Below are 22,688 nucleotides of genomic sequence, written 5' to 3' on the forward strand. Positions count from 1 at the left end.
TCAGGCTCGGTCGACGAGGCTCTTGGGCCGCATATCCGTCCAGTTGGCCTCGATGAAGTCCAGGCATTCCTGCCGGCCCGCGGGACCGTGGACGGACCGCCAGCCGGCGGGGACGGCGACGAACTCCGGCCACAGGCTGTGCTGTTCATCGTCGTTGACGAGGACGGAGTAGACGCCGTCGGGGTTCTCGAACGGGTTGCTCATGCGGGGTTCATACCTTTCGTGGGAGTGATGCCGGACGTGGGAGTGGTTCCGGACCCGCCCGGGCCGGCTTCGTGTGCGCCCGCCCGCCGGACCAGGGCCTCCAGGGCCCTGAACCAGGTGCGGCCCAGGTCCTGGACCGCCTCCTCGGTCAGCAGATCGGCCGCGAAGGCCCAGTGGGCGGTGAGTTCTGGGCCGCCGGGGCGGTCCTCGGTGAGGGCGTTGAGGGTCAGCGCGTGCGACATGGGCATGGCCGGGTCGGCGTCGAGGTCGGCGGCGGCGTCGTCCTCGGTGTAGGACCAGTCGGCGGCCTCGGGGTGGTCGAAGCGGCCCATGTAGTTGAACTCGATCTGGGGTTCGGCGAGTTCGGAAAGCTGGGCGCCGGTGCTCGGGTTGAGGTGGCGCAGCAGCCCGTGGCCGACGCCGGCCGTGGGCAGGCTCGCGAGGTGGTCGCGGACGCGGGCCAGCACCGCGTCCAGGGCCGGTCCGCCGGCGAACGCCTCGGCCGGGTCGCCGGCACCGGTGTCCAGCCGTACCGGGACGACGCTGGTGAACCAGCCGACGGTACGGGACAGGTCGGCGTTGCCCGCGAGTTCCTCCTCGCGGCCGTGGCCCTCCAGGTCGACCAGGACGGCGCCGCCGGGCGCGGTGCCGAGAACCCTGGCCCGCCAGTCGGCGACGGCCAGCGCGAACGCGGTGAGCAGCACGTCGTTGATCGTGGCGTCGAAGGCCGCGGGAACGCGCCCGAGGAGGGGGCCGGTGACGTCGGTCGGCAGGCTCAGCGACAGGTAGCGGGTGGTGGTGACGGTGTCCCGGACCGGGTCGAGCGGCCGGGCCAGCGGCAGTCCGGCGCCCTCGGCGAGGACCGAGTTCCACAAGGGGAGTTCGTCCTCGCGGACGGGGTCGGCCGCACGGGTCGTGAGGAGCCGGGACCAGCGCGCGAACGACAGCTCCACGGGGGCGAGTTCGGCGGTACGACCCTGGCGTACGGCGGCCCAGGCGGCGGCGAGGTCGGGGAGCAGGACGCGCCAGGACACGCCGTCGACGACCAAGTGGTGGACCAGGAGCAGGAGTCGGCCGGGCTGCCCGGGGCCGGCGTCGAACCAGACCGCGCGGACCATGGCTCCCGCGTCCGGGTCGAGTCCGTCCCGGGCCGCTTCGGCGTGGCGGGCGATCGCCTCGCGCAACCGAGCGCGGTCGGCGCCGCGTACGTCGACGCGAGCGAGCCACTCGCTGACGTCGGCCTCCCTCGCTGCGGGAACCCGCAGAGTCCACTCGGTGCCGTCCGGGCCCCGGTCGAGGCGGGCCCGCAGCATGTCGTGGCGGTCGGCGACGGCCCGCAGGACCGCGAGCAGGCCCGGTTCGTCCAGGTCGGCGGGTGTCTGGACCAGGGCGGCCTGGTGGTATCCGGCGATCGGCCCGCCGCGCTCGCACAGGGCGTGCATGATCGGCGTGAGCGGGACCGTGCCGGTGCCGTCGTCGTGACCGGGGATCCGGTCACCGGCCGCCAACGGGGTGGCAACGGCGGCCAGGGCGGCGACGGAACGGTGTTGGAAGACCTGGCGGGGAGTGATCCGCAGGCCCAACGCCCGTACCCGGGCGACGAGTTGCATGGCCACGATGCTGTCGCCGCCGAACGCGAAGAAGTCGTCGTCGGTGCCGACCGCGTCCGCGGGCAGACCGAGGAGGTCGGCGAAGACGTCGCGCAGGGTGCGCTCGGTGTCGTTCTCGGGCGCCCGACCGCCGCCCGCCGCGATGAAGTCCGGTGCGGGCAGGGCGGTGCGGTCGAGCTTGCCGTTGGACATCAGCGGCAGCCGGTCCAGGACCACCACCGCGGCCGGGACCATGTACTCGGGCAGCAGCAACGCGGCGTGGGCGCGCAGCCCGGCCGGGTCGGCGTCGCCCTCGGGGACGACGGCGTACGCGATGAGCTGTCGGACGCCGGGGCGCTGTTCGCGGGTTGTCACGACGGTCCGGTCGACGGCCGGGTGGGTGTCCAACGCGGCCTCGATCTCGGCGAGTTCGACCCGGTAGCCGCGGATCTTCACCTGGTCGTCGGAGCGGCCGGCGAACTCCAGCTGCCCGTCCTCGGTCCAGCGCGCCAGGTCGCCGGTGCGGTACATCCGCGCGCCGGGCTCGGTCGCGTGGGGGTCGGCGACGAACCGTTCCGCGGTCAGAGCGGGCCGGTCGAGGTAGCCGCGGGCCAGGCCGGGCCCTGAGAGGTAGAGCTCGCCGGTGACGCCGGGGGGCACCGGGCGCAGGGCCTGGTCGAGGACATAGGCGCGGGAGTGGTGGACCGGGCGGCCGACGATCGGGCGGGCGCTGTCGCGGACGCGGCCGACGAGGGCGTCGACGGTGGCCTCGGTGGGGCCGTAGAGGTTGAACGCCTCGGTGTCGGGGAGCGCGGCGAGCCGGGTCCACAGGCCGTCGGGCACCGCCTCCCCACCGAAGCCGACGACGGCGAGGGGGCAGTCGCCGTCCGGGCCGATCAGCCCGCTGTCCGCCATCTGCGCGAGCAGCGACGGGGTGACCTCGATGAAGTCGATCCGCCGCTCGCGGATGAAGGCGGCGAGGAGTTCGGGGTCGCGGCGGGTCTCGTCGTCCGCGATGTGCAGGGCGTGCCCGTCCAGCAGCCACAACTGCGGCTGCCAGGAGGCGTCGAAGGAGAACGACCAGGCATGCGCCACGCGCAGATGGCGGCGGCCGGTGCGGCGCCGGGCGAGGGCGTGCAGGTCGTACTGGTGGCTGTGGAAGAGGTTGGCGACACCGCGCTGGGTGACGACGACGCCCTTGGGGCGACCGGTGGATCCGGAGGTGTAGATGACGTAGGCCGGGTGGTCGGGGTCGGGGGCGGTGGGGTCGGCCTCGGGCAGGTGGTCGGCGGCAAGCAGGTCGTCGAGGTCGAGCACGGGCACCTCGGCGTCGGGCAGTCCGGCGGCGGTCTGCCGGGTGGCGAGGACCAGGGTGGGACGGGCGTCGGCGAGCAGGTCGCGCAGCCGGGTCTCGGGCAGGTCGGGGTCGAGAGGCAGATAGGCGGCGCCCGCCTTCATCACGGCCAGGATGGCGGCGATGTGGTCGGCGGTGCGGGGCAGCGCGAGGGCCACGGTCCGCTCCGGTCCGGCGCCGTGACCGGCGAGGATCCGGGCCAACCGGTCGGTGCGGGCGTCGAGTTCGGCGAACGTCCAGGTGGTCCGCCCGTCGGTGACGGCGGTGGCGTCAGGGCTGGCCGCGGCCTGGGCGGCGAAGAGCGCGGGCACGGTGGCCGGTCGGTCCTCGGCGACGGGCAGCGCGGTGTCGTTCCAGGTCTCCACCACGGTGTGCCGGTCCGCGGGCCCGAGCAGGTCGAGGCGGCCGACGGGCAGTTCGGGCTCGGTGGCCATGGTGTCGAGCAGGGCGACCAAGGCGGTCGTGATCCGGCGTACGACGGCCGGTTCGAACAGGTCGGGCCGGAACTCGGCGGTCAGCCGCAGCCGTTCGGCGGGCTCGACGGCCCAGGCGAACGGGTAGTGCGTGGCGTCCTCGTGGTCGCGCACGACGACCCGGGGTGAGGTCTCCTCGTCGGAGTCTGCTACCGGGTAGGACTCGAACACGACCAGGGTGTCGAAGAGTTCACCGAGTCCGGCGGCCCGCTGGATGTCGGCGAGGCCGAGGTGCTGGTGAGCGATCAGCCCGGACTGCTCGTCCTGGAGCCGGGCCAGCAGACTCGCCGCCGTCTCCTCGGGCCGGATACGGACCCGCACGGGAACGGTGTTGATGAACAGGCCGATCATCGACTCGGCACCGTCCAGCTCCGGCGGACGTCCGGCGACGGTGGCACCGAACACCACGTCGTCGCGGCCGGTGAGCCGGCCCAGGAGCACACCCCAAGCGGCTTGGACGAGTGTGTTGAGGGTGAGGCCGTGTGCGCGGGCGAACGCGTCGAGGGCGGCGGTGCGTTCGGCGTCCACCTCGACGGTGTGGGTGTGCGGGACGGCGGAGAGCCGGCCCGGGTCGGCCGGTGCCAGTCGGGTGGGTTCGGCCAGACCCTCAAGTGCCCGCGTCCAGGCGTCGGTTGCCAGGGCGGGGTCCTGGGCGGCGAGCAGGCCGAGGTAGGAGCGGTAGGACGCGGGCGCGGGCAGGGTGCGTCCGTCGTACAGCGCCCACAGTTCATCGGTCAGCAGGGGCAGGGACCAGCCGTCGAGGAGGAGGTGCTGGTGGGAGAGGACGAGCCGGTGCCGGTCGGGTGCGGTGCGGGCCAACAGCAGGCGCAGCAGCGGAGGTTCGGCCGGGTCGAAACGGCGCCGCTCCTGACCGAGCAGCCGCTCCCACGCGTCGGTGTCGTCCGCGTCACCGGTCAGGTCGACCTGCCGCCACGGCAGCGTGGCCGTGCGCGGTACGACGGCGACGGCACGTCCGGAGGCCAGGTGCCGGAAGCCGCTGCGCAGGTTCTCGTGCCGGTCGAGCAGCGACTGCCCTGCGGTGCGCAGCCGTTCGGCGTCGAGGGGTCCTTCGAGGTCGTAGGAGATCTGGACGGTGTAGACGTCGGGGCCTTCGTCGCCCGAGTCGAGGGCGGCGTGGAAGAGGAGGCCGGCCTGGAGCGGGGAGACGGGCAGCAGTTCGGTGCCGGCGGGCAACCCCGCGAGCTCCGTGCGCTCGTCCTCGGTGAGGTCCAACAGGCCTGCGACGGGTGTCGGACGGTCGTCGGTGGTGAGGGGCGTGACCAGGGCCGCCAGTCCCGCGGCCGTCTTGCGTCGGAACACATCACGCGGGCTGAACGCGAGCCCGGCCGCTCGGGCACGGGCGACGAGCTGCATGGCGACGATGCTGTCTCCGCCGAGGGAGAAGAAGTCGTCGTCGGGGCCGACGCGTTCGAGGCCAAGGACGTCGGCGACAAGCACGCAGACCGTCTCCTCCATCGCGGTGCGGGGCTGAGTCTCGGAGACGTCGGCGGCGAAGTCCGGTGCGGGCAGGGCCCGTCGGTCCAGCTTCCCGTTGGGGGTGAGCGGGAGCGTGTCGAGGACGATGACGGCGGACGGGACCATGTGGTCGGGCAGAACGGCGGCGGTGTGGGCGCGCAACGCGGCCGGGTCCGGGGCACCGGCGGTCGCCGGGACGACGTACGCGACAAGACGTTCGTCGCGGACGACGACGGTCGCGTGGCCGACTGACTCGTGCGCGGCCAGGACCGTCTCGATCTCGCCGAGTTCGATGCGGAAGCCGCGCAGCTTGACCTGGTCGTCGATCCGGCCGAGGTACTCCAGTTCCCCGTCCGTCGTCCAGCGGGCGAGGTCGCCGGTGCGGTACATGCGCTCACCGGGGGCGCCGAACGGGTCGGCGACGAAACGCTCGGCTGTCAGGCCCGGGCGGTTCAGGTAGCCGCGGGCCAACTGGACGCCCGCCAGGTACAGTTCGCCCGCCGCGCCGGGCGGAACCGGTCGCAGACCGGCATCGAGGACGTAGGTGCGGGTGTTCCAGACCGGACGGCCGATGGGGACGGTCCTCGGGGCCGTGCCGACCTCATGGGCGGTGACGTCGACGGCGGCCTCCGTCGGGCCGTACAGGTTGTGCAGCCGGGTGTCCGGGAGCAGGTTCTTGAAGCGCGCCGCCAGCGGAGCGGGTAGCGCCTCGCCGCTGCACACGACCTGGCGCAGTCCGGTGCAGCGGGCGGCGGTGGGCTCGTCCAGGAAGGCGCGGAGCATCGACGGTACGAAGTGCGCGGTGGTGATACCCGTCCGCTGGATGAGCGCCGCAAGATACGCGGGGTCCTTGTGACCTTCCGGCCGAGCCACGACGAGGGTGGCGCCGGTGATCAGAGGCCAGAAGAACTCCCAGACGGACACGTCGAATCCGGCCGGGGTCTTCTGCAACACCCGGTCGTCCGTAACGAGTTGGTAGGCGTCCTGCATCCACTGGAGGCGATTGGCGATGGCCTCGTGGGGGACGGTGACGCCCTTGGGGCGGCCGGTCGAGCCGGAGGTGTAGATGACGTACGCGGGGTGGGCGGGGTCGTAGGCCGTCGGCAGCGGCGAGCGGCGAGTGCTCTCGGGCGTGCCCTCCACGTCGACGACGAGGCGGGGTGTGTCGTCGGTGTCCGGGAGGCGTACGCCGTCGGTGGTGACCAGGCAGACCGGGCGGGCGTCGGCGAGCATGTGGGCGAGCCGGTCGGCCGGGTAGTCGGTGTCCAGGGGCAGGTAGGCGGCGCCCGCGCGGTGGACGGCGAGCAGGGTCACCACGAGTGCGGCCGAGCGGGGCAGGGCGACGGCGACGGTGGTCTCCGCTGTGGCGCCGTGTGCCGCGAGGACGTGGGCGAGTCGCTCCACCCGCAGGTCGAGTTCGGCGTAGGTGAGACTGCCGTCTCCAGAGCCGTGCTCCGAGCTGTCCCCGGCTCCCTCCTCGAAGACGAGGGCGGTGGCGTCCGGGGTGCGGGCCACCTGGGCTCGGAACAGTTCGGGCAGGGTGAGCTGCGGGACCGGGTGCGCGGTGGCGTTCCAGGTGTCCAGTACGAGGGTGCGCTCGTCGTCGCGCAGCAACTCCACTGTGCTGATGGGCCGTTCGGGGTCGGTGACGATCTGGGCGAGCAGGTGTTCCATCCGGCGGGCCAGTCCTTCGGCCGTGGCGTGGTCGAAGAGGTCGGCGCTGTACTCGATCCAGCCCTGGATGCCCTCGCCGTCGCCCTGCTCCACGAAGTCGAAGCTGAGGTCGAACTTGGCGGTGTCCTGGCCGACCGGTTCATGACGCGCGCTCAGCCCGGGGAGGGTGGGTGCGTCGCCGCGTCCGGCCAGGTGGACGACCATCACCTGGAAGAGGGGGTGGCGGGCGAGGGACCGCTCGGGGTTGAGGGCCTCGACCAGCCGCTCGAAGGGCAGGTCCTGGTGTTCGTAGGCAGCGAGGTCGGTCTCGCGGACGCGGCTGAGCAGGTCGGCGAAGGTCGGGTCGCCGGACAGATCGGTGCGCAGCACAAGGGAGTTGACGAAGAACCCGACCAGGTCCTCCAGCGCTTCGTCGCCGCGTCCGGAGACCGGGGCGCCGAGCGGGATGTCGTCGCCGGCGCCGAGGCGGTGCAGCAGGGTGGCCACGGTCGCCTGGGCGACCATGAACATGCTGACGCCGTGCAGACGGGCAAGTTCCCGCAGTGCGCGGGCGAGTGAGGCGGGCACGGTGAAGCCCACGGTCCCGCCGCGCCCACTGGACTCCGCCGGACGCGGTCGGTCGGTGGGCAGGTTCAGCTCCTCGGGCAGACCGCCGAGGGCCCGCGTCCAGTGGGCGAGCAGGTCGGCCTCGGTCGCAGCGAGCAGGTCGCGCTGCCAGAGGGTGTAGTCGGCATAACTCGCGGGCAGCGGGGCCCAGTCGGGGGTACGGCCCTGGACGCGGGCCGCGTAGGCGGAGCCCAGGTCGGCGAGCAGCGGCCGGTCGGACCACTCGTCGGTGGCGATGTGGTGCAGCAGGAGCAGCAGCACGTGTTCGTCGGGGCCGGTCTTGAACAGGGTGACGCGCAGCGGGAGTTCGCGCTCCAGGTCGAAGGCGTGCGCGGCCTCGCGGGCCAACTCCTCGTACGGCGCGGTGCGTACGGGTACGACCGTGTCCCGCGGGTCGAGCACGTGCTGGTAGGGCACTCCGTCCTCGGCCAGGAAGAGCGTGCGCAGCGGGGCGTGCCGGGCGACGAGGTCGCCGACGGCGGCTTCCAGCGCGGCGCGGTCCAGTGGGCCGGTGAGTCGCCAGGCGGCGGGGATGTTGTAGGCCGGGTCGGGTCCGGCGACCTGGTGGTGCAGCCACAGTCCGCGCTGGGCGGAGGACAGAGGCAGCCGGTCCGGACGGGGGCGCGGGTCGGCCAGGTCCGGGCGGCGGTCGGTGCGGCCGGCCTCGAGTCGGGCGGCCAGTCGGGCCACGGTGGGCGCGTCGAACACCGTCCGCAAGGACAGCTCGCCGCCCAGCAGGCTTCGGACGCGGCTGACCAGGCGCATGGCGAGCAGGGAGTGGCCGCCGAGGGCGAAGAAGTCGTCGTCGAGGCCGACCCGGTCGACGCCGAGCACCGCGGCGAACTGCTCGCACAGCAGTTCCTCGCGCGGGGTGCGCGGCCGCCGGCCGACCGGTGCGGCCGTCGCCACGGGCGCGGGCAGGGCGGCCTTGTCGAGCTTGCCGCTGACAGTGCGCGGCAACGCGTCGAGGACGACGAAAGCCGCGGGGACCATGTGGTCCGGCAGCACCTCGGCACAGTGGGCGCGCAGCGCAACCGGGTCCGGGGCGTCGCCCGCCCGCGTGGGGATGACGTAGGCGATCAGGCGAGGTGCGCCGGGCTGGTCCTCGTGGACGACGACGGCCGCGGCGCCGACGGCCGGATGGCCGGCCAACACGGCCTCGATCTCGCCGAGTTCGATGCGGAAGCCGCGCAGCTTGACCTGGTCGTCGGCGCGGCCGAGGAAGACGAGGGTGCCGTCATGGCGGCGCCGGACCAGGTCCCCGGTGCGGTACATGCGTGCGCCGGGGTCACCGAACGGGTCGGCGACGAAGCGCTCGGCGGTCAGGGCGGGACGGCCGAGGTAGCCGCGGGCCAGGCCCTCACCGGCGAGGTACAGCTCGCCGGGCACGCCGACCGGGGTCGGGCGCAGGCGGTCGTCGAGGACGTGGGCGCGGATGTTGTCGAGCGGGGCGGACCGGTCGGTGGTGCCGTGGTGCCAGCCGTACGCGTCGACCGCGCACTCGGTGGGGCCGTACAGGTCGTGCACGGCCGTGTCGGGCAGCTCGGTCAGCCGCTGCCACAGGGCGGGCGGGGTGGCCTCGCCGCCCACCGCGATGACGGCGGGTACGCGGCTGCCGGGGGCGAGGAAGCCGTGGTGCAGCAGTTCGCGGAGGTAGGTCGGTGTGAGGTCGACGAAGTCGATGTGCGCTTCGTCGATGCGGTGCAGCAGGGCGGCCGGGTCGAGCATGGTCGTCTCGTCGACGACGTGCAGTTCGTGACCGGCGAGCAGCCACAGCAGCGGTTCCCAGGAGCCGTCGAAGACGAACGAGGCCGCGTGGAGGGCGCGCAGCACCTCCCGGCCGGTGTCGCGGACGGCCGGCTCGATCAGGTCTCGCAGGTGGGAGCCGTACAGGTTGCTCAGGCCCCGGTGGGTGCCGACGACGCCCTTGGGGCGGCCGGTCGAACCGGAGGTGTAGATCGTGTAGGCGGCGTCCAGGGGGTGGGAGCGGTGGTGGTGCGGCTGGTGCGGGACGGGGAGCGGGCCGTCGATCAGCAGCCTCGGCACGCCGGGTGTCTCGGGGAGGCGCTCGGTGAACTCGCGGGTGGTCAGCAGGCAGCCCGGTTGCGCGTCGGCGAGCATGAACTCCAGTCGTTCCGCCGGGAGTTCGGGGTCCAGCGGGAGATAGGCGGCGCCCGAGGCGAGTACGCCGAGCAGGGCCGGGACCATCTCATGGCGGGGCAGCGCGATGCCCACGACACCACCGCTCGTGGCGCCGTGGGCGCGCAGCAGGGCGGCGAGGATCTCGACGCGGGTGTGCAGTTCGGCGAAGGTCCAGCGGCGGAGTGCGTCCGGGGTGCCGGTGACCAGCGCGGTGCGGGTGGGGTGGGCGCGTGCGGTGTCGGCGAGCACCTCGGTGACCGTGCGGGTTTCGAGGGGGTGCACGGTGTCGTTCCAGGCGCCGGTCGCGGCCGTCTCCTCGGCCGGGGTGAGCACGTCGAGCGCGGTCAGCGGGGCGTCCGGGGTACGGACGGCCCGGGTGAGCAGCAGGACGAGCCGGTCGGCGAACAAGGCCGCGCTCTCGGCGTCCAGCAGGTCGGTGGCGTACTCCAGCAGGAGGGTGATGCGGCCCGAGACGTCGGACTCGTCGACGAAGGTGAAGTCGAGGTCGAACTTCGCGGTGCCGGTGTCCATCTCGTACCACTCGGCGGGCAGCCCGAACTGTGTCTCCGGGTCGCCCTCGGGACGGTGGTGGTAGCCCAGCATGACCTGGAAGAGCGGGTTGCGGCCGGCCAGCCGGGGCGGGTTGACGGCCTCGACCACGCGGTCGAAGGGCACGTCCTGGTGCTCGAACGCGGCGAGCGAGGACTCCCGTACCCGGTCCAGGAGTTGACGGAACGTCAAGTCACCGTCGGGGCTGGACAGGTCGGTGCGCAGGACGAGTGTGTTCACGAAGAACCCGACGAGGTCGTCCAGCGCGCTGTGGGTGCGCCCTGCGATCGGGGCGCCGAGCGGGATGTCGTCGCCTGCGCCGAGCCGGTGCAGCAGCGCGGCGGTGGCCGCCTGGAGCAGCATGAACATGCTGGTGCCGGTCGCGGCGGACAGGTCGCGCAGGGCACGCCCTGTGTCCTCCGGCACGGTCCGCCGCACGGTGTCGCCGCGCCCGCTGGGCTCGGCGGGCCGGGGTCGGTCAAGGGGCAGCTCCAGCTCCTCGGGCAGGTCGCGCAACACATCGGTCCAGTAGGCGAGTTGGGCCGCGCCGAACTGGTCGAACAGCCGGTCCTGCCAGAGGGTGTAGTCGGCGTACTGCACCGGCAGCGGCGCCCAGGCGGGGCTCTCGCCGGCCGCACGGGCCGCGTAGGCGGTGTGCAGGTCGGCGAGGAAGGGCCGGTCCGACCACTCGTCGGTGGTGATGTGGTGCAGGACGACCGCGACCACCTGGTCGTCGGGCGCGAGGCGGAACACCTCGGCCCGCACGGGCAGTTCACGCGTGAGGTCGAAGGCGCGGCGCTGCGCGGACTCGATACGGGCGGGCAACTCGTCCTCGACGCAGTCCGTCAGGGTGAAGGACGGCTCGGCATCCTCGGGGGCGAGGACGTACTGGCAGGGCTCTCCCCCGTGTTCGGCGACCAGGGTGCGCAGCGACTCGTGGCGGGCGGTGACGTCCCGCAGGGCCTGGCGCAGGGCGGGTATGTCGAGGGTGCCGCGCAGCCGGAAGACCAGCGGGAAGTTGTAGGCCGCTCCCCCGCCGGTGATGCCCTCCACAAGCCAGAGCCGGCGCTGTGCCGCCGACAGCGGGAGGTGCGCGGGGCGTTCGGCGACGGCGGTGACCGGCGGCCGGGCGGGCTTGTTGTTGTCGGCGCGCAGGGCGAGCCGGGCGGGCGTGGGTGCCTCGAACAGGTCGCGGATGGCGAGTTCGGTGCCCAGTTCGCCGCGGGCCCGGCTGACCAGGCGGGTGGCGAGGAGCGAGTGGCCGCCGAGCTCGAAGAAGTCGTCCTCGGCGCCGATCTCGGGCAGGCCGAGCACCTCGGCGAAGAGCCGGCAGAGCGTCTCCTCGCGCGGGGTGCGCGGGCCGCGTCCGCCGCCCAGGGCGACGGCGGGTTCGGCGTCGGGCAGGGCCCGGACGTCGAGCTTGCCGTTGGCGTTCATCGGCAGGGTGTCTACGGTGACGAAGGCGGCCGGGACCATGTAGTCCGGCAGTTCACGGCCCAGGTCGTCACGCAACCGCCGTACGAGCGCGCTCTGTTCGCGTGCCGAGGTCGGGTCGTTGGCGTAGGGCGCGCTGCCGCCGCCCGGGCGGTACAGCCCGGCGGTGAGCCGGAAGGCGTCCTGGCCTGCGTTGGCGGACTGGGTGGACCCGTCGGACCGGGGGATGAACACGGCGTCGTAGCAGCCGGGTTCGGCGGACCAGGTGGTCAGCGCCCGGCAGCCGTGACGGTCAGCGAGGTCGTGGAGGGTCTCCGGGTCCACGCCGTGCTCGACGGTACGGCCGTCCGGGATGCCCGTGACACGCAACGAGCCGCCGCCACCCAGCCGTTGACCCAGGTCGCTGATCTCTCTCCAGGCGACGGCCGGCGCGCTGTCCAACCGCAAATCGGGCTCGCCCTGGTACAGCACCACGTCGTAGCGGTGCCGGGTCAGCTCGTTGTGGTGGTGGCCGCGCTTGGTGCGCAGGTCGACGCCGTGGCCGAGGGAGGCGAAGTAGTCGGGGTCGACCAGGAGTTCCTTCTCCAGGCGCAGTCCGCGCTCGACGGCCCGCTCCAGGTCGGCCTCGGCGGTGCCGCGTGCCCGCTGGATCTCGGTGTGGAAGGTGCGGGCGCGGCGCAGGTCGCGCACGTCGCCGACGAACAGGGCGCCACCGGGGGCGAGCAGTTCCATGGCGCCGTTCAGCACGGTGGTGAGGTGGTCGATGCTCGGGAAGTACTGGATGACGGAGTTGATGACGATCGTGTCGAAGTAGGCGAAGGGCAGACCGCTGAGGTCCTCGGCGGGCCGGCAGCGCAGTTCGACCTTGGCGGCCAGCTCCGGGTCGCGGCGCACCTCCTCGCCGATCTTGCGGATGACGGGGGCGGCGAAGTCGGTCGCCCAATAGGCCTCCGCCTCCGGGGCCAGCCGGGAGAGCAACAGGCCTGATCCGACGCCGATTTCGAGGATGCGGCGAGGCTTCAGCTCGCCGATGCGGGCGAGGGTGGCCTCGCGCCAGGCGTGCATCTCCTCGAAGGGGATGGGCCGGCCGTCGTAGGAGCTGTCCCAGCCGTCGTACTGCTCGGTGAAGACGGCGGTGCCGATCTCCTCGTACTCGTCGGAGTAGATCTCCTGCCACTCGCCGACCTGGGCGGCCTCGGCGGCCGACCGTTCCTGGTCGGTGCGCGTGGCGGGGACGACGTAGCCGACGAGCCGTTCGTCGCGGACGACGACGGCCGCTTGGGAGACCAGCGGGTGGTGGCTGAGGGCCGTCTCGATCTCGCCGGGCTCGATGCGGTAGCCGCGGATCTTGACCTGGTCGTCGGTGCGGCCCAGGAAGTCGAGGTTGCCGTCGGGGCGGCGGCGCACCAGGTCTCCGGTGCGGTACAGGCGCTCCCCCGGCTCGCCGAACGGGTCGGCGACGAACCGTTCGGCGGTCAGGGCGGGGCGGTCGAGGTAGCCGCGGGCCAGACCGATGCCGGCGATGTACAGCTCGCCGGGCACGCCCTCGGGCACGGGTCGCAGCCACGCGTCGAGGATGTGCGCGCGGGTGCCGCGGATGGGGCGGCCGACGGTGGGCGTGTCGCTGTCGAGGGTGCCGCCGCCGAGGGTGTTGATGGTGTACTCGGTCGGCCCGTAGAGGTTGTAGCCGTACGTCCCCTCGGTGTCGCGCAGGGCCGTCCACACCGTCTCCGGCACGGCCTCTCCGCCGAGCAGGACCAGCGGCGGTACGTGTCCCTCCAGCAGGCCCTGCTCGATCAGCAGCCGGGCGTAGGTGGGGGTGACGTTCACGACGTCGATGCGGTGCCGCTCGCAGTAGGCGGTCAACGCCTCGGCGTCGCGCCGGAGTTCCTCGTCGCAGATGTGCACCTCGTGGCCCTCGACGAGCCAGAGCAGTTCCTCCCACGACATGTCGAAGGCGAAGGAGACGGTGTGCGCGATGCGCAGCCGTCGACCGCCGGCCGAGGCGATGGCGGGGGCGAAGATCTCTTGCTGGTGGTTAAGTTGCATGTTCGTCAGGCCCCGGTAGGGGGTGACGACGCCCTTGGGGCGGCCGGTGGAGCCGGAGGTGTAGATGACGTAGGCGGGATGCTCCAGGCTGAACCGGGACCGGACGGGCGCGTCGGACAGATCCGCCAACTCCCGCTGCACGTCAGGGTCGTCGAGCAGGACCGCGGGGGTCTCCCCCAGGTCCAGGGTGGCGGCGACCGGCGCGGTGGTGAGCAGGACGAGCGGGCGGGCGTCGGCCAGCATCAACGACAACCGGTCGGCCGGGTGGTCGAGTTCGAGGGGCAGATAGGCGGCGCCGGTGCGCAGGACGGCGAACAGCGCCACGACCATGTCGGTCGAGCGGGGCAGACCGAGGGCGACGACCCGCTCGGGGCCCGCGCCTCGGTCGAGGAGCAGCCGGGCCATCCGGTTGACGGCGGCGTCGAGTTCGGCGTAGGTGAGCGTGCGGTCGTCGAAGACGAGGGCGCCGTCGTCGGGGGTGCGGGCCGCCTGCTGGGCCAGCAGGTCGGCGATGGTGTCCTCGGGGTCGGGGACCCGGCTCGCCGCCCACTCCTCGCGCAGGGCCGCGCGCTCGGCGGGCAGGACCGGGTCGAGGGAGCCGACGGCGGCCGACAGATCGGCGGTCATCCGCTCCAGCAGCAGCGCGAAGCGGTCAAGGAGGGCGTGTGCGTGGTCCGCCGGTATGAGGTCGGGGCGGTGCGTGAGGGTGACCTGGATGGAACGTCCTGGCGTCACCACGAGGTTGACCGGGTAGTGGGTCGCGTCGACGTTGGCGACGGCGGTCGCGCCATGCCGGACCCGCAGCTGCTCCAGGCGCTCCTCGGTGTCGTTGTTGCGCAGCACGAAGAGGGTGTCGAACAGCTTGCGGTGGCCGGACTCGGCCTGGATCACGCCGAGGCTGAGGTGCTCGTGGGGCATGAGGTCGAGCCGTTCGCCCTGGACGCGCCGGAGCAGGTCGAGGACCGGCTCGGCGGGGTCGTACGCGATCCGGGCGGGGACCGTGTTGAGGAACAGGCCGATGACGTGTTCGACGTCGGGCACCTCGCTGGGGCGGCCGGCGACGGTGGTGCCGAAGACGACGTCGGTACGCCCCGTCGCGGACGCCAGGGTCAGACCCCAGGCGGCGTTGAGAACGGTGTTGAGGGTCAGTCCGTGCGCCCGGCCCGTCTCGCGCAGCCGCTCGGAGAGTTCGGGCGTCAGCCGCGTGTCCAACTGGTCCGGGATCACCGGTTCGAGACCGTCCGCCGCCGCCGGCGCGAGCAGCGTGGGCTCCTGGAGACCGGCGAGGGCCGAGCGCCAGGCGCCGTTGGCGATCGAGTCGTCCTGCTCGTCCAACCAGGTCAGGTAGTCACGGTAGTTGCCGGGCCGGGGCAGCTCGGAGGCGTCGCCGCCGGACGCGTAGAGAGCGAAGAGTTCGTCCAGGAAGAGCCAGGCCGACCAGCCGTCCCACAGGATCAGGTGGCGGCCGATGACGAGCCGGTCGCCGCGCTCGGCGCCGAGGCGGACCAGCAGCAGGCGGAACAGCGGGGGCGCGGAGAGGTCGAAGCGGCGGGTGCGCTCGGCGTCCGTCAACTCCCGCAGACGGACGTCCTGTTCGGGTGCGGGCAGGTGCGAGAGATCGGCTTCGTCGAGCGGGATGTCCGGGTCCTCGACGATGAACTGCACCGGGCTGTCGAGCCCGTCGCTCGTGAAACCGGCGCGCAGGCCAGGGTTGCGGGTCAGCAGGGTACGGACGGCCGCCCTGAGCCGGTCGGTGTCTAGGCGGGTCGCGAAGTCGAAGGTCTCGTGGACGGTGTAGACGTCCAGCGCGCCGGCGTCGTAGGCGGAGTGGAAGAACAGGCCTTCCTGGAGGGGCGCCAGGGGCCATACGTCGGCGACGGCGGCGGGCGCGGCCAGGGCACGGAGGCGGGCGTGCTGGGCCTGGGTGAGCGTCGGGCCGGTGGGCGGGGCGCTCTCGCGGGCAACCCGCTCGGTGGCGACGGCGGCCGTGGCGAGGGCCGCGGGGGTGCGGTGGGTGAACACGTCGCGCGGGGTGAGTTCGAAGCCTGCCGAGCGGGCGCGGCTGGAGACGCCGATGGAGCTGATGCTGTCGCCGCCGAGCAGGAAGAAGTCGTCGTCGGGGCCGGTGTCCTCGATGCCGAGGACGGCCGCGAAGATCTCCGTCAGCAGGTGCTCCCGCGCGCCCGAGGGTGCGCGGCGCACGGCACGCTCCACCTCGGGGGCGGGCAGCGCGCGCTGGTCCAGCTTGCCGCTGGGGGTGAGCGGGAGCGCGTCGACCACGACGTAGGCGTCGGGGAGCAGGGCGGCGGGCAGGCGCTCGGCCAGCGAGGCGCGCAGGGCGGCCGGGGCGACGGCGGCGGGGTCCGCGTCCCGCGCGGGAGCCACGTAGGCCACGAGTCGGTCGTCGCGTACCGTCACGGCGGCCTGGGCGATGCCCGCCAGGCCGCCCAACTCGGCCTCGATCTCGCCGAGTTCGACACGGTTGCCGCGCAGCTTCACCTGACGGTCGGTGCGGCCGAGGTAGTCGAGGGTGCCGTCGGGGCGGCGGCGGACCAGGTCGCCGGTCCGGTACATCCGTCCGCCGGGCGCGCCGAAGGGGTCGGCCACGAACCGGTCGGCGGTGAGTCCAGGGCGTGCGTGGTAGCCGCGGGCCAGCTGGACGCCGGTCAGGTACAGCTCGCCGGGTACCCCGTCGGGGACGGGGCTCAGGCAGGAGTCGAGGACGCGCAGGCCGGTGTTCCAGACGGGCCGTCCGATCGGCACGGTCGTGTCCGGCGCGCCGTCGTGGGTGTGGTGCGTGACGTCGACGGCGGCCTCGGTGGGGCCGTACAGGTTGTGCAGCGGTACGCCGGTCAGGGCGTGCCAGCGGTCGGCGGCTCGGCCGGGCAGGGCCTCGCCGCTGCTGAAGACCCGGCGCAGGCTCAGCGCCCACCCGGGGTCGGCGGTGATGTCCTCGGCGGCGAGGAACGCCTCCAGCATCGACGGCACGAAGTGCAGGGTCGTCACGCCCTGTTCGCGGATGACGCGGGCGAGATAGGCGGGGTCGCGGTGACCGTCCGGAGCGGCGAGCACCACGGCCGCGCCCTCGCACAGCGCCCAGAAGAACTCCCAGACACTCACGTCGAAACTCGACGGCGTCTTCTGCAACACCCGGTCGTCGGCGGCGAGTCCGTAGGCGCCCTGCATCCACGCGAGGCGGTTGACGATCGCACGGTGGCTGACGACGACACCCTTGGGGCGGCCGGTGGAGCCGGAGGTGTAGATCAGGTAGGCGGGGTGGTCGGGGTCAGCTTCGGCTTCCGCTTCCGCTTCGGCTTCGGCTTCGGCATCGGCTTGCTCAGAGTCCGGGTCGGTGGCCCGGGTGGCGTCCGGGCCGGCAAGCGGCACATCCTGCGCGTCGGCAAGCAGCGCTTCCTCTCCGTCGACCAGCACCACTTCCGCGCCGTCAACCACGGGCAGCCGTTCCGCCGCACACTCCGTGCTGACCACGAGCGTCGCGCCGGAGTCGGTGAGCATGTGGCCAATGCGATCGGCCGGGTAGTCGAGGTCGAGCGGCAAATAGGCGGCACCGGACTTCAGGACACCGAGCAACGCCACCATCAGATCGGGAGAGCGCGGAACGGCGACGGCGACGAAGCTCTCGGGGCCCGCTCCCCTGGCACGCAGCCGCTGGGCCAACTCCGCGGCCCGGGTGCCCAGTTCGGCGTACGTGAGAGTCGTGCCGTCGAAGACGACGGCCGTGGCGTCGGGAGTACGGGCGACCTGGGCGGCGATCCGGGCGGTCAGGGTGGTGACGGGAACCGGCTGCGCCTCACCATCGGAGTGCGCGTTTGCTCGCTCGCGCGCGGTGAGCAGGTCGAGGGCGGCCACCTGGGTGTCCGGGTCGTCGGCCAGGGTCTCCAGAAGGAGGGTGAGCCGGTCGGCGAGGACCTGGACGGCCTCTGCGTCCAGGCGACGGGTGTGGTGCTTCAGACGCAGGTCGAGGCGGCGGCCCGGCTTCACGATCAGGGCCAGGGGGTAGTGGACGGCGTCGTGGAAGGCGTGACCGGCGATCCGGACCGTTCCGGTGCGGTCGGTGACGTCGGACTCGGCCGGGTAGTTCTCGAACACGACGAGGGTGTCGAAGAGTTCACCGGCGCCCGCATGCCCAATGACGCGCTGGATCTCGGCGAGGCCGAGGTGCTGGTGATCCAGGAGGGCGGCCTGCTCGTCCTGGAGCCGGTCGAGCACCGCCCCGAGGGTGGCCTCGGGCGTCCACCGCAGGCGTGTGGGCAGGGTGTTGATGAACAGGCCGACCATCGACTCGATGCCGGCCACGGCCGCGTCCCGGCCGGAGACGGTCGTGCCGAAGAGGACGTCCTGACGGTCCGTCAACCTGCCGATCAGCAGACCCCAGGCACCCTGCACGAGCGTGCCGAGGGTGACGCCCCGCTCCCGAGCGCGGGCAGTGAGCCGCACGGTCGTCCGCTCGGACAACTCCACGCGGATCTGGGCCGGTTCGACGGGCCCCGCCACGGCGGGCGCGGTGACCAGTCGGGTGGGCTCGTCGACCCCGGCAAGGGCGGCCGACCAGGCGGTACGAGCGGCGTCCCGATCGGCGCGGGCCATGCGCCGCAGGTAGGAGCGGTACGGGGCCGGCTCGGGAAGCGTCGACTGCACCCCCGAGGTAGACGCCGACTGGTCCACGGCGGTCGAGTCGACGACAGCCGAACCCGTCTCGTACAGCGCCAGCAGCTCGCGATGCAGAATCGGCAACGACCAGCCGTCAGCCACGATGTGATGGAACGTCAGCACCAGTCGGCACCGCTCCGGAGAAAGCCGCACCAGCGCACACCGCACCAACGGCGGGCGCGCGAGGTCGAACCGCCGGGCCCGCTCATCGGCCGCCACGGCCTCCGCGAGGGTGCGCCGTACGGCCGCGTCCTCCTGCGCGCCCAGGTCCACCTCGCGCCAGGGCAGTTCCAGACCCGCCGCGATCAGCTGCACGGGCCGGCCGTCGGGCAGCTGACGGAAGCAGGCACGCAGCGGGGCGTGGCGGGCCAGCAGACCCTGCGCCGCACGCCGCAGCGCCGCGCCGTCCACCGGTCCCGTGAGCTCAATCATCTGCTGGACGACGTAGGCGTCATGCTCGGTGCCGTCCACGAGGGCGTGGAAGAAGAAGCCCTCCTGGAGCGGCCCGAGTGGCAGCACCTCGTCCACCTCGACGGGGAACTCCCCCTGGAGCGCACCGAGTTCGTCGGCGGACAGCTCGTCCCACGGGTCCACGTCCGCCGTGTCCGTGAGGTCGCCTGTGCGCGCCACCGTGGCCAGTTCGGCCACCGTCCGGTACCGGAACACGTCGCGAGGGGTCAGTTCCAGACCGGCGGTCCGGGCGAGGACAAGCAGGTGGATGGCGACGATGCTGTCCCCGCCGAGGGCGAAGAAGTCGTCGTCGACCGTCACCGCGGGCACCCGCAGGGCCTGCGCGTACAGGTCGCACAGCAGTCGCTCGCGCGGGGTGCGCGGGGCGCGGCCGGCGCTGAGGCGGGTGTAGTCGGGGGCGGGCAGCGCGGCGGTGTCGAGCTTGCCGCTGGGCGTGACGGGGAGCCGGTCCAGCGGCACGACGGCGGACGGCACCATGTACTCGGGCAGGTACTCGGCCGCGTGCGCGCGCAGGGCACCCACCAGCGCGGTGATGGTGCGGAAGGGCGCGGGCCGGTTGGTGTGCGGGCGTCCGCCGCCCGGCCGGTAGGGCGTCAGCAGGACAGGGTCGCCGTCGGGGGCCAACACGGCGTCGAGCGAGCCGTCGTCCGCCTCGCCGTTCCAGGTGAGGACGGCGCGGTAGCCGTGCCGGGCGGCGATCTCGTACAGCGTCTCGGGGTCGACGCCTCGCGCTGCGGCGAGAGAGCCGAGGGAGCCGTCGGCCGAGAGGGACCCGTCGGTGGTCAGCGGGCGGCTGCTGTCGTCGAGGGAGCCGAGTGCCGCGAGGTCGTCGGCGAGGCGGTCGTTGGGGACTCCGCTGAGTCGCAGCCGCGTCGGGCGGGTCTCGGCCGCCAGCAGGGCGTCCAGCGCTTCGGGGGTGCCGAGCGCCGACCAGGGGGTCTCCACGAGTTCGTGGACCGGGGGCGGTGCAGCCGCCCCGTCACCGCTCTCACTCGTATCTGCAGCACGCAGCACGACGTCGTACCGGTAGCGGGTGAGTTCGTTGTGGTGGGTGCCGCGCTTGATCCGGACGTCGGCGGTGAGGCCGTCGAGGGTCGCGAAGTAGTCGGGGTCGACGAGGAGTTCGCCCTCCCAGGCGACGGCCCGTTCGACGGCGGCGCGCAGGGTCTCCTTGTCCTCGTCGCCCACGTGCGCCGCGCGGAGCTGTTCGACGGCCGCGCACAGGGTGCGCAGCAGACGGTGATTGCGAACGTCGCCGACGAACACGGCGCCACCTGGGGCGAGTAGGCCCGCGGCCGTGCGGAGCACGTCGGTGAGGTAGTCGTCGCCTGGGAAGTACTGGGCGACGGAGTTGATGACGACGGTGTCAAAAGATCGTTCCGGCAGACCGGCGAGGTCGTGTGCGGGCCGGGCCAACAAGTGCACCCGGTCGGCGAGTTCGGGAACCTGGTCCACCTGGGACCGCAGCGCGCGGACCGCTTCCTCGGAGAGGTCGGTGCCCCAGTACTCCTCACAGTCCGGGGCGAGCCGGGACAGCAGCAGGCCGCTGCCGACGCCGATCTCCAGGACGCGGCGCGGGCGGAGTTCGCGGATGCTCGCCACGGTCGTCTCGCGCCACTCGCGCATGTCCGCTAGGGGGATGGGCAGCCCGTCGTACATGCTGTTCCAGCCGGCGAAGTTCTCCTCGAACCCCTCGGATCCGGCCGCCGAGTACAGCAGTTCGTGCAGGTCCTTCCAGGCGGCGACCTCCGCGCCGCCCTCCAGGGACGGCACGACGTAGGCGGCCAGGCGGCGTTCGCCGGGGCGGTCCTCGCGGACGACGACGGCGGCCTGATCGACGGCGGGGTGCGCGCGCAGGACGGACTCGATCTCGCCGGGTTCGATGCGGAAGCCGCGCAGCTTCACCTGGCTGTCCGCGCGGCCGTGGAACTCCAGGCGCCCGTCGGCTCTCCAGCGCACGAGGTCACCTGTGCGGTACAGGCGTTCGCCGGGCGCCCCGAAGGGGTCGGCGACGAAGCGTTCCGCGGTCAGGGCCGGGCGACCGAGGTAGCCGCGGGCCAGTCCCGCGCCGCCGAGGTAGAGCTCGCCGGTGACGCCGGCCGGGACGGGGCGCAGCCGGTCGTCCAGGACGTAGGCGCGGGTACCGGGGTCGGGGATGCCGATGGGCACAAGGGTGCCCGGCGGGGTGTCGGGGTCGCAGAGGCCGAGCGTGGAGTTGGTGGTCGCCTCGGTGGGACCGTAGGCGTTGAACATCATGCGGCCACGCGCGTAGCGCCCCACGAGTTCGGGCGAGACCCGTTCGGTGCCCGCCAACAGGGTCGCTTCGGCCGGGAGTTGGACGTCGTCGGGCAGGGCGGCGAGCAGGGCGGGCGGCAGGATCATGAAGGTGATCCCGTGCTCGTGGGCGTAGTCGGCGAGGGTCGCGCCGGGGACGCGGCGGTCGGCCGGGACGACGACGAGTCGGCCGCCGGAGAGCAGGCCGAGGCACAGGTCCCAGAACGCCACGTCGAAGCTGGGCGAGGCGAACTGCAGGACGCGGCTGTGCGCTCCGATGCCGAAGCGCTCGGACTGGGTGGCGACCAGCTTGGCGACACCGGCGTGCGTGAGCACGACGCCCTTGGGGCGGCCGGTGGAGCCCGAGGTGTAGATGACGTACGCGGCGTGCGCGACGGTCAGCCCGGCCGCGGACCCCGGCGCCTCGGCCGGGTGCGCGCTCAACTCGGCGACGGTGTCGGCTGCGTCCAGGACAAGTCGCCGCGGTCCGTCGGGCGGCAGGTCGGGCAGGACGTCGGTGGTGGTGACGAGGCAGACGGGATCGGCGTCGGCGAGCATGTGGGCGACGCGGTCGGCCGGATAGTCGGTGTCGACGGGCAGATAGGCGGCGCCCGCCTTGAGCACGGCGACCTCGGCGACGATCAGGTCGGCCGAGCGCGGCACGGCGAGGGCCACGACCTGGTCGGGTCCGGCGCCGCGGGCGGCCAGCGCGTGGGCCAACCGGGAGGCGCGGGCGTCGAGTTCGGCGTAGGTGAGGCGGACGTCCTCGTGCACGAGCGCGATCTCGTCCGGACGTGCGGCGACCTGGTCGGCGAACATCTCGGGCCAGGTGCGGGCGGGCACGTCGTGGTCGGTGTCGTTCCATTCGACGAGGACGCGGTGCCGTTCGTCGTCCTCCAGGAGCGCCAACTCGCCGACGGGAGTGTCCGGGTGTGCGAGGGCGTCGGTCAGCAGGGTGACGTAGTGGCCGAGGACGCGGTCGGCGGTGGCGGCCGCGAAGAGGTCGGTGCGGTAGTCGACGCGGATCTCGCCGTCGGCCACGGACAGGGCCAGGTCGAGCGGGCCACCGTCGTTCCAGGGCTCGGGGCCGAAGCCCACCGTGCAGAGCAGGCCTCCCCCGCGCGCGGCCACCGGCTCCAGCAGGCCCAGCAGTTCGGCGGTGGGCATGCGATGGGCGTCGGCCTCGGCGTAGGCAGCAGCGATCCGCTCGGTCAACTCCCGGAACGGCGTGGCACCTTCGGCCGCCACCCGCAACGGAAGTCCCGCGTGGGCCAGTGTCACGTCGGCCGCCGTACCGCCGTAGCGCAGCAGCAGGGCGGCGCAGGCGGCGAGCAGGACGGAGTCGGCGGCAGACCCGTCGAAGGCGCGGGACCGGGTCGCCAGCGGTACCGGGTCGGGTACGACGTGCGGGTACGGGAAGTCGGTCGGCAGCGGCGGCTCCTGGGCCGTCGTCGCGTACAGGTGTCGCCAGTAGGCCTCCGCGGTCCCGCCCGCCGAAGCCGTCTCAGCCGAAGTGATCTCGGCCGAAGCCGTCTCAGAAGATCGCGTAGTGCCCGACACAGCGGCCCGTGCCTCCCATTGCGGTGCGGATCCGGCCTGGCTGGCCGTAACCGCTCGAATAGTAAGGTAAGCATTGCCTTACCAAGAAGACCTGTCGGTGAACCAATCACGACCGGTGACCGCGGTGAGGTTATGCTCGCCTTACCTCCGAACGGGGCAGCG

General features: G+C 73.0%; 2 protein-coding genes. Both read right to left on the reverse strand.

Translation table 11 applies throughout. From position 1 onward, the window contains the following. The gene (locus ACWD5F_RS06815) at positions 1-204 is read right to left on the reverse strand and encodes an MbtH family protein (protein ID WP_451251796.1); all 204 of its coding nucleotides are present in this window, start codon (positions 202-204) and stop codon (positions 1-3) included. Further along, positions 201-22,484 (reverse strand): non-ribosomal peptide synthase/polyketide synthase, encoded by a 22,284-nt coding sequence (locus ACWD5F_RS06820; RefSeq protein ID WP_451252290.1) that lies wholly within the window; start codon positions 22,482-22,484, stop codon positions 201-203. The genes ACWD5F_RS06815 and ACWD5F_RS06820 overlap by 4 nt, the downstream gene beginning before the upstream one ends. Between the last annotated feature and the right edge of the window lie 204 nt (positions 22,485-22,688).

The organism is Streptomyces sp. NPDC002499, assembly GCF_053595415.1.